Origin of the sequence: Phyllobacterium sp. LjRoot231 (genome assembly GCF_964253365.1) — a bacterium.
Classification (GTDB): Bacteria; Pseudomonadota; Alphaproteobacteria; order Rhizobiales; family Rhizobiaceae; genus Phyllobacterium.
In genome coordinates, this window is sequence record NZ_CAXUQT020000001.1 from 223932 (window position 1) to 238371 (window position 14440).

14 protein-coding genes are annotated in these 14440 nt (G+C 57.9%); 7 read left to right on the forward strand and 7 right to left on the reverse strand.

Annotated features, from left to right (window positions below; translation table 11 throughout):
- Nucleotides 1-4: 4 nt before the first annotated feature.
- From ACSQ3H_RS01100 to ACSQ3H_RS01125, 6 genes are all read right to left on the reverse strand, one after another.
- Complete coding sequence (locus tag ACSQ3H_RS01100; RefSeq protein WP_436115328.1) at nt 5-481, reverse strand: GNAT family N-acetyltransferase; 477 nt, start codon at nt 479-481, stop codon at nt 5-7.
- On the reverse strand, nt 478-1590 hold the full coding sequence (locus ACSQ3H_RS01105; protein WP_436115329.1) for an S-(hydroxymethyl)glutathione dehydrogenase/class III alcohol dehydrogenase: 1113 nt from the start codon (nt 1588-1590) through the stop codon (nt 478-480). Before ACSQ3H_RS01105 ends, ACSQ3H_RS01100 begins: the two co-directional genes overlap by 4 nt.
- 300 nt (nt 1591-1890) lie before the next feature.
- Nucleotides 1891-2292, reverse strand: a complete 402-nt coding sequence (locus ACSQ3H_RS01110; RefSeq protein WP_436115330.1) for an EF-hand domain-containing protein — start codon at nt 2290-2292, stop codon at nt 1891-1893.
- A 7-nt stretch (nt 2293-2299) separates the two neighbouring features.
- Complete coding sequence (locus ACSQ3H_RS01115) at nt 2300-4249, reverse strand: S10 family serine carboxypeptidase-like protein (protein WP_436115331.1); 1950 nt, start codon at nt 4247-4249, stop codon at nt 2300-2302.
- Nucleotides 4250-4485: 236 nt separating this feature from the next.
- A complete protein-coding gene (locus ACSQ3H_RS01120) occupies nt 4486-4908 on the reverse strand; it encodes an NPCBM/NEW2 domain-containing protein (protein ID WP_436119309.1) in 423 nt (140 codons plus the stop codon).
- Complete coding sequence (locus ACSQ3H_RS01125) at nt 4821-5126, reverse strand: hypothetical protein (RefSeq protein WP_436115332.1); 306 nt, start codon at nt 5124-5126, stop codon at nt 4821-4823. The genes ACSQ3H_RS01120 and ACSQ3H_RS01125 overlap by 88 nt, the downstream gene beginning before the upstream one ends.
- A gap of 187 nt (nt 5127-5313) precedes the next feature.
- On the opposite strand from ACSQ3H_RS01125, the gene hrpB reads away from it, so the two are divergent.
- From hrpB to ACSQ3H_RS01150, 5 genes are all read left to right on the forward strand, one after another.
- Nucleotides 5314-7773 (forward strand): ATP-dependent helicase HrpB, encoded by a 2460-nt coding sequence (gene hrpB / locus ACSQ3H_RS01130; RefSeq protein ID WP_436119310.1) that lies wholly within the window; start codon nt 5314-5316, stop codon nt 7771-7773.
- Between the two features lie 69 nt (nt 7774-7842).
- Nucleotides 7843-8202: a nucleotidyltransferase family protein gene (locus tag ACSQ3H_RS01135; RefSeq protein WP_436115333.1), complete on the forward strand. Its 360-nt coding sequence runs from the start codon at nt 7843-7845 to the stop codon at nt 8200-8202.
- The gene (locus ACSQ3H_RS01140; protein ID WP_436115334.1) at nt 8183-8665 is read left to right on the forward strand and encodes a hypothetical protein; all 483 of its coding nucleotides are present in this window, start codon (nt 8183-8185) and stop codon (nt 8663-8665) included. The genes ACSQ3H_RS01135 and ACSQ3H_RS01140 overlap by 20 nt, the downstream gene beginning before the upstream one ends.
- Before the next feature lie 382 nt (nt 8666-9047).
- A complete protein-coding gene (locus ACSQ3H_RS01145) occupies nt 9048-10346 on the forward strand; it encodes an ActS/PrrB/RegB family redox-sensitive histidine kinase (RefSeq protein ID WP_436119311.1) in 1299 nt (432 codons plus the stop codon).
- Between the two features lie 71 nt (nt 10347-10417).
- Nucleotides 10418-10981 (forward strand): ActR/PrrA/RegA family redox response regulator transcription factor, encoded by a 564-nt coding sequence (locus tag ACSQ3H_RS01150; protein WP_112525471.1) that lies wholly within the window; start codon nt 10418-10420, stop codon nt 10979-10981.
- 240 nt (nt 10982-11221) lie between these two features.
- On the opposite strand, the gene ACSQ3H_RS01155 is transcribed toward ACSQ3H_RS01150, so the two are convergent.
- Entirely contained in the window at nt 11222-11716 is a 495-nt protein-coding gene (locus ACSQ3H_RS01155; protein WP_436115335.1) for an MmcB family DNA repair protein, read from the reverse strand.
- Nucleotides 11717-11891: 175 nt separating this feature from the next.
- Between ACSQ3H_RS01155 and ACSQ3H_RS01160 the strand changes: the two genes are divergently transcribed.
- Both ACSQ3H_RS01160 and ACSQ3H_RS01165 read left to right on the forward strand, forming a co-directional pair.
- Entirely contained in the window at nt 11892-12509 is a 618-nt protein-coding gene (locus ACSQ3H_RS01160; protein ID WP_436115336.1) for a L,D-transpeptidase, read from the forward strand.
- 169 nt (nt 12510-12678) lie between these two features.
- Entirely contained in the window at nt 12679-14310 is a 1632-nt protein-coding gene (locus ACSQ3H_RS01165; RefSeq protein ID WP_436119312.1) for an alpha-D-glucose phosphate-specific phosphoglucomutase, read from the forward strand.
- The last annotated feature ends 130 nt before the right edge of the window (nt 14311-14440 follow it).

Below are 14440 nucleotides of genomic sequence, written 5' to 3' on the forward strand. Positions count from 1 at the left end.
CTCGTCACTCCGTCGTTATGGCGGCGGGGCGCTGCATGTCGACATGCGGAATCCCGTCTTCGAGATATTCCTCCGAGACCGGCACGAAGCCGAAGGATCCGTAAAAGCGCAGCAACTGGCTTTGAGCCGACAGCTTGATCGGGCTTTCCGGATAAAGCCGCTCGCATTGCGCGATCGCTTCGACCATCAGCCTGTCGCCAAGCTTCTTGCCGCGATGGTCCGGCGAAACAACAACCCGCCCGATCCGCGTCGCCGGATCGTTCTTGGCGGGCTTCCTGATGCGCGCGCTCGCCACGAGCTCCTTGCCCGACAGCAGGCGCAGGTGCAGCGCATCTATATCCTTGCCATCGAGCTCGGGGTAAGGGCATTTCTGCTCGACGACGAACACATCCACCCGCAGTTTCAGCATGGCATAAAGGTCGCGCGGGCTAAGCCCATCGAGCCCGGATAAGACAACCTTATATGCAGGCGCGTCCGTCAAAACGTTACGACGCTGCGGATCGACTTGCCCTCGTGCATGAGGTCGAAGGCGGTGTTGATCTGGTCAAGCGGCATGGTGTGGGTGATGAGCGAGTCGATATCGATCTTGCCCTCCATGTACCAGTCGACGATTTTCGGAACATCGGTGCGGCCGCGCGCGCCGCCAAAGGCCGTGCCGCGCCAGTTGCGTCCGGTAACAAGCTGGAATGGCCTTGTCGAGATTTCCTTGCCGGCTTCGGCCACGCCGATGACGATGCTGGTGCCCCAGCCGCGATGGCAGCATTCCAAGGCCTGGCGCATGACATTGGTGTTGCCGGTTGCATCGAAGGAAAAATCCGCACCGCCGTCGGTCAGTTCCTGGATCGCTTGCACAACCTTGTCGTTGCCGACCTCGTTGGGATTGATGAAATCGGTCATGCCGAACTTCTTCGCCATCGCCACCTTGCCGGGATTGAGATCGACGCCGATGATCTTGTCGGCTCCGACCATGCGGGCGCCCTGGATGACGTTGAGGCCAATACCGCCGAGACCGAAGACCACGACATTGGCGCCCGGCCAGACCTTGCCCGTATAGATGACCGCGCCAATGCCCGTTGTCACGCCGCAGCCGATATAGCAGATCTTGTCGAATGGTGCGTCTTCACGCACTTTCGCCAGCGCGATCTCCGGCAGAACCGTGAAATTCGAAAACGTCGAACAGCCCATATAGTGGAACACTTCGCCGCCATCGCACGAAAAGCGGCTGGTGCCATCGGGCATGACGCCCTGGCCCTGCGTCGCGCGGATCGACGTGCAAAGGTTGGAGCGCTGCGACAGGCAGGTTTTGCACTGGCGGCATTCCGGCGTGTAGAGCGGGATGACATGATCGCCGACCTTCAGCGATGTGACGCCGGCGCCGAGTTCGCGCACGATACCCGCCCCCTCATGGCCGAGAATGGCCGGGAATTTGCCTTCGGAATCGAGACCGGACAGCGTATAGGCATCCGTGTGGCAAACGCCTGTCGCCATGATCTCGACCAGCACTTCGCCGGGCTTGGGGCCGCCGATCTCGATGGTTTCTATGGTCAGTGGCTTCTTGGCTTCCCAGGCAACGGCGGCGCGCGATTTCATGAATGTCTCCCTTGTGCGTCTCGATTTGGTATGTCGAGATTCAGGTCAGGGCGAGCCGAAAATGGTATTTTTTGAGAGCCGGAGCACAGTGAACATTTGGGTTCACGAGCACCGGAGCGCAGAAAAGTGCCATTTGCAGGCCGCCATGGCGTGAATATCAACATACCATGGTGATTTGCGAGAATGCACTATCAGGATCATATAAGGGGTCGTCAATCTGACCGGCGACATTTCTGGACGCGAAATGCCGCGGGTCGGATTTATCGCGGGGCGTGATAGCCGGTCGACGATTGCGCCGGACTACTCGATGATCTGGATCGGCTTTGTCCCCGCCGGCTGAACCGGCGCTTTGCTTAAGGGCGAACGAGGAGCCATAAAGCGCGAGACGTCGGAAAAACTGACGAACCCGTCCTTGTCGCGATCGATTTCGGCAAAATGATCCGAGATGAATCCCCAACCGGCTTCGCTCGCCTGTTGCGCGGTCAACACTTTGCCGGAACCGGCCGCGGATTCGAAGCGGGATTTCATCTGCTGATCGACCGCCTGCTGTACAGTGGCCTGGTTCATTTTTGGACGCACCACACCCGGAGGATCACGCGGCGGAAAGCCCAGTATCTCGCCGGCTCCGGAAGTTGTGATGCACGCCGCAATAGCACTGATCATTCCAATCAATGCGAGGGATACGTTGTAAATTTTCATCATACTCTTCCTAGTTCAATGACATGGTCTGTGTGGTGACAGACGGCGGGGTGTAGGCAGGAGCGTCATAAAACGCATCGAGCGTCATCTTGGCCGGTACACGCGCCTCTTCCGAATAATACATCATGTGACCACCTTCGAAATTCTCGACCGGAATTCGTTGAGATAGACCCGCGCCGATCAAATCCAGTTCTGTCTGATGAAAGGGCGTGACCAGATCATAGTAACCGTGCAATGCCAGCATTTTCACGGTTGAGTCATATGTGAGGGTTCCAACCAGATCCGGAATGCTGCTTCTGGAATTCTGCTGCTTGTTTTCGCGCTCATATTTCCACAGGCTACGGATGACATCACCGAGTACAGAATACTCCGAAGCATTGTGATAGTTGAACTCGTCCGGCAATACCGTCTTTATGCCGGCGGCGAATGCCACGTCCTCATAGAATGTGAGGTCATAGCCCCCCACTTTGGGAATGTTCAGGCGAGCATCATAGATACCGAGGTTTTTGTCCGGCATGATGCTATCCCCGAATTTGCCCGGTGTCATTTCAAACTCATCCACCCAGTTGACATCGAGCCCGGTTATACTCGCCATATCTTTGAGGAAATCGATTCCGGGCGCCGATTGCGTATATTCAAGCCATGCAGGGAGAACAGCGTCCTTTGCTGCAGCGGCGGCAACTTCCGCGAGTATCCTGGCTCTATCCACGGGGTTGGCAACGAATTCGTCAATGAATTTGGGACGATCCGCTGATCTGGCGATGTAGAAATTGGCGACATCCGTAGCATATGCGGTTACCGCAACCTTGTCTTCGAACCACTCGGCGGCACCAGGGTCATTGGTGAAATAATCAGCAAGCATCCCAGCCAACCATTCGGCATTTGCGGCCAGATCTTTCAACCTACCAAGTTCAGGATTATGCCATAGCCCATAGGCGGGATTGTATTTATCCGTAACAAACGTTCTTAACGTATTCGCATAATCGGGAGCAGAAGTCTGGCCGCGCTTGGTCGATTTATTAAAGTAGTCAGCCACCATGCCATAGGACGGCAAAAAGCCCCGGCACGACATATCCCCGCCCTGGCCGCAATTCGTATCATAATCGAGGATCGGGGAATTCAGGATAACGCCCGACAGAACGATCGGCTTCTTGCCGGTCGGGTCCGGCTCAAAACTTTTTGTTCCTGCCGTCTCCAGCAAATTAGCTATGATCGGGATGCGGATGCCGCCATAGGATTCTCCGTAGAGATATTTCGGTGAAAGCTGGCGGTTGTTCCGGTTGATATACCGTCTGATGAAATCGAGATCCACGCGCGCATCGATCTCCATTCCCCAAAATTCCTGATTCTGGTGCGGTTTGATCGCCTGGGAGTAACCTGTGCCCACCGGGTCGACAAAAACCAGATCGGACTTGTCCAGCAGCGTCTCTGTATTGTCGATCCACGGGAATGTGGCCGGCTTTTCGGTGTATGCACTTTCCGGTATGAACGGCTCGCTTGTCTTCAGACGTTTGGGCGCCCATGAACCCAGATGCAGCCAGATCGATGCGGATCCCGGACCGCCATTGAAGAAGAACGTTACCGGGCGGTTCTCCTTCGGCAGATCATCGCGCGTATAAGCCATATAGAAAATGGAGGCCTGCGCGTCGGTCGTGCCGGGACTGGCCGGATCCGTCGGCGCGTACGCGATCAAGTGTCCCGCTGTCGCCGTATATTCGACGGTCTTGCCATTGATCGTCGTGCTGTGGTGCTTGACGGCGGGCGTTTCATCAACCGCTACCAGCTCAAGGCCTGCTTCCGGTCCACCATCGAAAACGTTCTGGTCTAAAACGGCATGATCTTCGGGCCAGACAGATGGGATCACGACTGGTTCTGGTTCGAAAGTTCCCTTACTGACATCGCTATTGTTGCAGGCGGCTAGAAAAACGAGAATGAAAAGCGAAAACGTTCGAAAATTCATGTGTGACAAATCCCCGATCAAAAGAGCAAGCCTTTCGATCGGGGCAGGCCACGTCAATTCGCCTAAAGTTTAATCGGTCGATAAATTTGTCTGTTTCACAGGCGATGCTTTTTGGAAATACCGCGATATCATAGTGTTAGTTCTAAGAGGAAAGCCGAGCTTCGTCCAAAGTATGAGGCAAAAATCGTCATCCCGCATGTGGCGGCAGTTCCGTATGAAACCGCCGCGGGCGATAATCATTGGCAGGTGATTTTGGGTTCGGCCCAGTCGGGATAATCATAGGCATCCTTGTCATCCGACGGCTTTACGATGAGCCTCAGTGTGGAGACATCCGCCAGGTTGGCGGTCAGGGTCTTTTTTGGACTGTACGGCGTCATCACGCCGCTCTCCGCCAGCAGATTGCCGTCGCCCCAGATCTCGAACGCCACATTGCCTTTGCCCTTACGTTCTGATTCTGGCTTGGTAAAATAATAATCATCCACGCCGACCGCGACGGTCAATTGCGAGCACTTGCCTGCGGGACGATAGAAAATCTGCGTGGGCGCGGAGACGCCGAGTCCCTTAGCGAAAGCTACATTGCGAACGCTCGAAGGTGGGCCATCATTTGCCTTCTCCTCACCATTGGACCTGTCCTTCTCGATAGGCCCCCAGCCAGCAATTCAACCTTGGTCTTTGCGGTCTCGTCCTTGAGGATCTTTATCTCGGCGTTGGCTTCCGCGAGACCATTCGCCTTGAAAGTGGCTACCTCCGCCTGTGCCTTTTCGTGCGCATCGGCCTTGGTCTCTCCGCTGAATGTTCCGTCATTGGTTGAATCGCCCGAGCCATTGCAGGCCGCAAGGCAAAGCAAGGCCGCGAGGTAAACCAGCCTGAAATTCACTTTAATGATCCTCCCAGATCGAAAAGTATGACTTCTTATAGGGATGATCTTTTTAGAGATCGGGAGGCCGCGTCAATTGGCACAAAGTCTAATGAGAAACGTACAAAGCTGGTCGACTTCGAAAATCGGTGGACTTGACGGCGTAAACCTTGTCAAAACGCCACCGTATTCACCAATGGACGTCACCTTGCGAGACCTGCCTGCCCTTCCTGTCACCGAGATCCTGCCTGCGCTCAACGAGGCGCTGGCGAAGGGCAACGCTGCCGTGCTGGTTGCGCCGCCCGGTGCTGGCAAGACGACGCTCATTCCGTTGCATCTGCTTGATGCGCCCTGGCGCGGGAACCGCACCATCATCCTGCTCGAACCGCGCCGCCTCGCAGCGCGCGCTGCGGCCAGCCGCATGGCGAGTCTTCTCGGCGAAGATGTCGGCGCGACAGTTGGCTATCGCATGCGGCTTGAGAACAAGGTTTCGGCGAAGACCCGCATCCTCGTCGTCACCGAAGGCGTTTTCGCGCGGATGATCCTCGACGATCCGGACCTGAAAGACATCGCCGCCGTGCTCTTCGATGAATTCCATGAGCGCAGTCTCGATGCGGATTTCGGCCTGGCGCTGGCGCTCGACGTGCAGGCAGCATTGCGGCCGGACCTGAAGCTCCTCGTCATGTCGGCGACGCTCGATGGCGCGCGGGTCGCGCGCCTGCTCAATGACGCGCCGATTCTGGAAAGCAAGGGCCGCTCCTTTCCCATCGATATCCGCTATCGGAGCCGCAATCCCGACGAGAGGATCGAGGATGCCATGGCCAAGGCCGTTCGCGATACGCTTGCGGATGAGACCGGCAGCATCCTCGCCTTCCTGCCCGGCCAGCGCGAGATCGAACGTACCGCCGAGGCGCTGCAAGGACGTGTGCCCGCTGACACGATTATCGTGCCGCTTTATGGCGCGCTCGAAGGACGCGATCAGGACGCGGCGATCAAGCCGGCACCGAAAGGTCAGCGCAAGGTGGTGATCGCCACCTCGATTGCCGAAACCTCGATCACCATCGACGGCGTGCGCGTCGTCATCGATAGCGGCTTGGCGCGGCTGCCAAAATTCGAACCAGCGACAGGACTGACGCGGCTGGAAACAGTCCGTGCATCGCGCGCTGCGGTGGACCAGCGGGCCGGCCGCGCCGGACGAACGGAGCCCGGCATCGCGCTGCGGCTGTGGCGGGCCGAGCAGACCGCGGCGCTGGAAGCCTTCGCCCCGCCGGAAATCCTTGAAGCAGACCTCACCGGCCTGGTTCTCGATTGCGCCGCCTGGGGCGTGGCGGAACCGGCGAGCCTCGCCTTTCTCGATGCACCGCCGGCCCCTGCGATCAAGGAAGCCAAGACGCTTCTGGAAAATCTCGGCGCACTGGAAAATGATCGTATAACTGCCATGGGCAACGAAATGCGTGCGCTGGCGCTCCCCGCCCGGCTCGCCCATATGGTGCTGACCGCTCGGCCACGCGGTCAGGCAATGCGCGCCGCGGAGCTTGCCATGCTCCTGACCGAACGGGGTCTTGGTGGCAATGATATCGACGTCGATGTGCGGCTTTCACGCTTCCAGCGCGAACGCGGCGACCGCGCGACCCGGGCGCGATCCCTGGCGAAACGGCTCGCCGGACGCGAGACTACGAGTGCCGCTGATCCCGACAGCGTTGGCCGGCTGCTGATTGGGGCCTATCCCGACCGCATCGCCAAGGCGCGTGGCAATGGCCAGTTCACTGGTCAGTATACTTTGGCAAACGGTCGCGGTGGCGAGGTGGATCCCGCCACATCGCTGGCCAAATCGTCATGGCTGGTCGTGGCCGATCTCGCAGGCCGTGCCGGGCGCGCGCGTATCCTCGCGGCGGCGGAGGTAACCGAAGCAGAAATCCGCGATGCCTTGGCTGATCGTATCGTCAGCGGACGGCAGGTGACCTACGATCCCGCGCGAAATGCCCTGCAGGCGCGCGATGCCACGCGCATCGGCGCCATCGCATTGTCCGAAAAGACGCTGCCAGCGCCAAGCGGTGACGAAGCCGATCTTGGCGTCATCGCCGCCGTACGTGTGCATGGTCTCGACATTCTGCCATGGTCGAAGGAAGCAACGATCCTGCGCCGCCGTCTTGCCTGGCTTCATCAGGGGCTTGGTGCGCCGTGGCCAGCCATGGATGACGACGCCCTCACCGCAACACTCGATGACTGGCTGTTGCCCTTCCTCAAGGGCGCGGCACAACTCAATCAAATCCCGGCGCATGTGCCGATCGAGGGTCTGCGCTCGCTCGTCCCCTATGATCTCCAACGCAAGATCGACACCCTTGCACCCACGCATTTCGAAGTACCGACCGGCTCCAACATTCCGATCCGCTACGATGAAGGTGAACCAGTGCTGAGCGTGCGTGTGCAGGAGCTCTTCGGGCTCGGCACGCATCCGGCGATTGCCGGCGGAACCATCCCGCTCCTGCTTGAACTCTTGTCACCCGCACATCGACCGATCCAGATCACCCGCGATCTTCCCGGCTTCTGGAAAGGCTCCTGGGCGGATGTGCGCAGCGACATGCGCGGCCGCTATCCAAGGCATGTCTGGCCGGAAGATGCCGGCTCCGCAACGCCGACCAGCCGCGCCAAGCCGCGCGGGACGTGACGCATTCAGCACGGGATTTGACTTGACCCTGTAGAAATCTCATATCTACCGAATGAACAAAATACAGGAATGACCGTGCCCAGCACCGACAAGACCATCGCTGTCCCGTCCAAGCAATTCGCTGCCGCGCGGCTTGCTACACGGCGAAGCTTGGCCGTTTCGCGTGCTCGTGCTGCTAGTGAAGCCCTTGCTAAACTTGGGGTAGATGTGAAGGTAATCGGTTCGCTCGCCAATGGACGCTTTGGCCAGTCGTCGGATATTGATTTCCTCGTTCTGGAATGCCCTCGTCATCTAAAATATGGAATTGAAGGTACTGTAGAAGATTGTCTGCAAGGTTTTCGGTTCGATGTCATCTATATTGATGACATACCTCCTCATAAGCGCGATCGCTTCTGCAAGGAGGCGGTCAGTGCGGGGCATCTTCGTTGATATAGAAAATGAACTGAGTGACATTGGTAGTGAAGTCGAGATGCTACGTGACGTGGTAAATGCAGAACCCGCCTGGTTATGGCTCGCGGTACAAGGCCTCGCATCAGGAATCGAAAAAATCTACACCGGCTGTGAACGGGTCATGGGAATGATCGCGAATGATGTTGATGACGCCAAAGTCGATCACAATGAAGGTTGGCACATTTCGCTTCTAAAACGAATGGCACATCCATTTCCTGGCATTCGCGAGGCCGTAATTACTGATGATTGTTACAAAGCGCTCGATGTGCTACGCGCTTTTCGCCACCGCGAGCGAAACAGCTATGGACTGACGCTGGATAGTGAGGTCGTATGGAACAGAGCGCTCCAGGCAGAGGCTGCGTTTCTAAGATTTTGCGACGAGGTCAGGGTTTTCTCGATCATACCGGTCGAGCCATTAGTTAAAACAGACTCCGGTCTTTAGGGTGCGGACCCATTAATATGACTGAAATGGCGCCTGAAACGGCAAGAAGATGCAGCGCATGTTCCGATCCGGCTCTTCGCCGGGTCGAAAGATACATGCGCCGCTTTTTTCTTTGGAGCATGGTCTTGTCCGAAAAGTCTGACAACTTTTCGGGACCATGCTCTGAGAGACGGGAAGGGCGGGGTCTTTCCCCCGACCGAGCGGCTCGACACTGCAGATTGCAGCCGTTTCGGCGTCCGCAGGATATGGTCTTTTCGTCCGGCTACTTTGTCGCAAAGGCTCGACAATGGATAGACATTGCCATCGCCTTTGCTCCTAGTATCCAAACGAAAAACCTCATACCATTTCGACCATATTAATGGGTCCGCACCCTAACTCCACCATGGTTCAGGATTTCGGCATACGCTCATCTTATCTGTCGCGCCGTCTGCGGCTGACGACCCTCATACGCCTGCGCTGGCTTGCGGTGGCTGGACAGAGCATCGCGGTGCTTTTCGTCGCGCTCTTCCTGAAATTCCCCTTCCCGGTCAGCATTTGCTTCGCGATGATCGCCTGCTCGGCTTGGCTGAACCTCCTGATGTCATTCCGCTATCCGATCAACCACCGGCTCGAGCCGCGCGCGGCGGTCACCGTCCTCGCCTTCGATATCCTGCAGGTGGCGGGTCTGCTTTATATGACAGGCGGACTGCAGAACCCCTTTGCCGTGCTGATGATCGTCCCGGTGATCATTTCCGCCACCTCGCTGCCGGCTTACTCGACCATAGCGCTCGGTCTTCTCGTCACCATCTGCGCCACCGTCCTTGCCAATATCTATCTGCCGCTGCCCTGGTATGCCGGCGAGAGCATGCAGCTGCCCTTTGTGCTGATCGCCGGCGTCTGGTGCTCGGTGGTCTCGGCCCTCGCCTTCACCGCCGTCTATGCCTATCGCGTCGCCGAAGAGGCGCGCCAGCTCGCCGATGCGCTGACCGCAACCGAACTGGTCCTGCAACGCGAGCAGCATCTTTCGGCGCTGGACGGGCTCGCGGCCGCCGCTGCGCATGAGCTTGGCACGCCGCTTGCGACGATTGCCCTCGTCGCCAAGGAAATGGAGCGGAGCCTGAAACAGGACGACCGTTTCGCCGAAGATATCGAGCTCCTGCGTTCGCAGACCGACCGCTGCCGCGAAATCCTGAAACGGCTGACAAGCCTGTCCTCGACCAGCGAAGAACATATGTCGCGGTTGAAGATTTCTTCGCTCATCGAGGAAGTCATCGAACCCAATCGCAATTTCGGCATCAATATCGAGGTGAAGAAGCTGCGCGGCGAAGGCGTCGAGCCGATCATCCGGCGTAATCCCGGCATCATCTATGGTCTCGGCAATCTGGTCGAGAATGCGATTGACTTTGCCAGAGCCACAATAGAGGTCAGCTGGGGCTGGACCGACAAGACGGTGGAGATCATCGTCAGCGACGATGGCCAGGGTTTTGCCGCCGAGATTCTCGACCGGATCGGAGAGCCCTATACGACCGGCCGCGACCGTGAGATCAATGAACATGGCGGCGGGCTCGGCCTCGGCCTGTTCATTGCCAAGACGCTGCTGGAGCGTTCAGGCGCGACGATTACCTTCCGCAATCGTAACGATCCGGGCCAAGGTGCGGAGGTCATCGTGAGCTGGCCGCGCAATCAACTCGTTGCCGATTGATAATCTTTGACTTTTTATTCATTGCGAACCATTAACAACGAATAATATTAGAAAATGAGCAGGAAACCCTGATGGAAAACACGGATCAGGACGATATTGCGGCCATTGGCGGCGATCCGACACTTCTTCTTGTCGATGACGACAAGCCCTTCTTGCAACGTCTTGCACGCGCCATGGAAACGCGAGGCTTCACGGTTGCCATTGCAGATTCGGTCGAAGCCGGCCTTGCCAGCGTCAAGACCCACGCTCCGGCCTATGCGGTGGTCGATATGCGGCTCGGCGACGGCAATGGTCTCGACATCATCGAGGCTATCCGCGCCCGGCGCGAAGATACGCGTGCCGTGATCCTGACCGGCTACGGCAATATCGCGACGGCGGTCAATGCGGTCAAACTCGGCGCCATCGATTACCTGTCGAAGCCGGCCGATGCGGATGAGGTCTTTGCGGCGTTGACGCGGCGTTCAGGCGAAAAGGTTGCTCCCCCGGAAAATCCCATGTCCGCCGACCGGGTCCGCTGGGAGCATATCCAGCGTGTCTATGAAATGTGCGATCGCAATGTTTCCGAAACGGCCCGCCGCCTCAACATGCACCGCCGCACGCTGCAGCGTATCCTCGCCAAGCGCGCGCCGCGCTGAGGCGCGTTGCATATTCATAGTGCGTGGTTCGACGGGGCTCACCATGAGGGAAGATTGTGGATGCAGGGATAGTCGGAAACCTTCCAAATCTTGACACCTTGCGATCAACCCACCTCCCTCATGGTGAGCCCCGTCGAACCACGCACAGCGCCTGTGCACCCCAGTTATCCCGGAGATCACCCCAGTCCAACGCAGAAAAATGCCATTTGCAGGCCGCCATGGCATGAATATCAATAGAGCCTATTCCATATCCGTTTCAGGAAGATCGATCCCCGATAATTCTGCCAGCGTCATGCGCGCGGCACTGACGCGGGCAAACCGCAGCGTCATCGCCTTGCGGGTTGCGCTTGCAAGCTTATGTTCGGGCGCATCGCGGATGATCTCGGCACCGTAGCCATCCGAAAGAATGAACCCGCAATCTTCGGGGAAAATATCCGCCGGAACGCCGGGATGCGTGGCGAAGAAAAGCCGGTCGCAATGCGCCCGGTAGATCGGCCATTTGCGGTCCACCTTCCAGTCTTCGATCGACGACTTGATCTCGACGATCCAGATTTCGCCGCTGCGCGTCAGCGCCACGAGATCCGCGCGCCTGCCAGACGCCAAGGGCAGTTCCGGCATCACCGCAAGGCCAAGTTCGAGAAACAGCCGCTGCACGCCACGACGCACCAGCATGGCGTTTTCCGATTGCCGCCCATCGATGAGCGGGCTTGTCTGACCAAGGCTGACTAGAGGCATGATCCGGAGATTATCGGCAAAATTGCAACCATGGCAAAAAAACTACATTGCAAGGTTGAGGATTAACAGGTTAACGAAAAACTTCACTTTACGGTTAATCAGCCATTAACAATAATGCCGCTAGAGAGGCAACACAAGAAAACGCACATAGATTCGCTTTAATATTGGGGTGACCATGCAATTAAAGACTATCGTCCTCGCAGTTGGGCTGATGGCTACAACTGCCCTGACCGGCTGTTCTACGATCGGTTTCAGCTATTCCACCGCCTCCTACAATTCCGTCGTCGATGCTGGCTACGTGATTCCTGCCGTTCCCCGCGCCAAGATCCCGCCGCAGTATCTGCGCCAGGAAGTCCGTTATGATGGCAGCGAAGCACCGGGGACGATCATCGTCGATACGGGTACGAAATATCTCTATTATGTGCTCGGCGGCGGCAAGGCGATGCGCTACGGTATCGGCGTCGGCAAGCAGGGTTTCGAATGGCATGGTACCGCACGTGTCGCGTTGAAACGCGAATGGCCAACCTGGACGCCCCCGAAGGAAATGATCCAGCGCCGGCCTGAACTCGCTGAATTCCGCGATGGCATGGACCCGGGCATCCAGAATCCGCTCGGCGCCCGCGCGCTTTACCTGTTCAACAAGGGCGGCGACACGGGCTACCGGCTGCACGGCACACCGGAATGGTGGTCGATCGGCAAGGCCATGTCTTCCGGCTGTATCCGCCTGATGAACCAGGACATCATGGACCTTTACAACCGCGCGGAAGTCGGCGCCAAGGTCATCGTCAGGTAATTTGCTGGCTCAGCAACAAATCGAAAAGGCCGCTTTCGAGCGGCCTTTTTATTTGCTCGACCGAATTTTGCCGTGTTGACCTGATCACTGGCGGCCTCCTAGATTGCACCTGCAGACTTCAAAGGTTGCGCAGAAACTGGCTAGAGACTGGCCAAAAAACTGGAAGCCCATCATGTTCAAGACCGTTGCCACCACGCCATTCGACGACCAGAAGCCCGGAACCTCGGGCCTTCGCAAGAAAGTCCCGGAATTTCAGCAGGAGAACTACGTCGAGAACTTCATCCAGTCGGTGTTCGATTCGCTTGAGGGCTTCAAGGGCAAGACGCTGGTGATCGGCGGCGACGGCCGCTATTACAATCGCGAAGTGGTGCAGATCGCCGCCAAGATGGCCGCGGCCAACGGTTTCGGGCGGGTTCTTATCGGCAAGGGCGGCATTCTGTCGACGCCTGCAGCCTCCAATGTCATCCGCAAATATAAGGCGTTCGGCGGTCTCGTTCTTTCGGCCAGCCACAATCCCGGCGGTCCTACCGAGGATTTCGGCATCAAATACAATATCGGCAATGGTGGGCCTGCGCCCGAAAAGATCACCGAGGCGATCTTCGCCCGCTCCAAGACGATCACGCAATATGCCATCGCCGATGCCCCGGATATCGATATCGACACGATCGGCACGCAGAAGATCGACGGCATGGAGGTCGAGATCATCGATCCGATCGCCGATTATGCCGCACTGATGGAAGAACTGTTCGATTTCGAGGCGATCCGCGCGCTGATCAAGTCGGGCTTCACGCTGCGCTTCGATTCCATGCATGCGGTCACGGGCCCCTACGGCAAGGAAATCCTGGAGCATCGCCTCGGCGCACCGGAAGGCACCTGCATCAATTTCGTGCCATTGGAGGACTTCGGCGGGCATCATCCTGACCCGAACCTCGTCTATGCCAAGGACCTCTACGATCTGCTGATGTCGGCGGACGGTCCGGATTTCGGCGCGGCTTCCGATGGCGATGGCGACCGCAACCTCATCATCGGCAAGGGCATTTTCATCACGCCGTCCGATTCCCTTGCCATGCTCGCCGCCAATGCGCATCTCGCCCCCGGCTACAAGGCGGGCCTCAAGGGCATCGCCCGCTCCATGCCGACCAGCGGCGCGGCGGATCGTGTCGCGGAAAAGCTCAAGATCGGCATGTATGAAACGCCGACCGGCTGGAAATTCTTCGGCAATCTGCTCGATGCGGACATGGCGACGATCTGCGGCGAGGAAAGCTCCGGCACCGGCTCCAATCACGTGCGCGAAAAGGACGGGCTATGGGCCGTCCTGCTCTGGCTCAATATCCTTGCTGTCCGAAAAGTCAGCGTCATGCAGATCGCACACGAACATTGGGCCACCTATGGCCGTAACTATTATTCGCGCCACGATTATGAAGGTGTAGACACCGCCGGCGCCAACAAACTGATGGATGATCTGCGCGCCAGGCTGCCAACGCTTCCCGGTACTTCGGTCCAGGGCCTCAAGATCACGCACGCCGATGATTTCGCCTATCTCGACCCGGTCGACAAATCAGTCAGCAAGAACCAGGGCATCCGCGTCCTGTTCGAGGGCGGATCGCGCGTCGTCTTCCGCCTGTCGGGTACCGGCACCTCCGGCGCAACGATCCGCGTCTATATCGAGCGCTACGAACCAGACCCGAAGCGCCACGATCTGGAGACACAAAGCGCCCTTGCCGATCTCATCCATGCCGCGCACGACCTTGCTGACATCAAGGGGCACACGGGCCGCGCTGAGCCGAGCGTGATTACGTGATCCAAACCGGCGCTAAACGCGCCGGTTTTCGACAAAATTTACACTTATGCCCAAGAAATATGCGCAATCAGGAATTGCTCATACTTTGTGCTAATTGACGCTTCTTCCCCTGATCTGAAACATTCGAGCT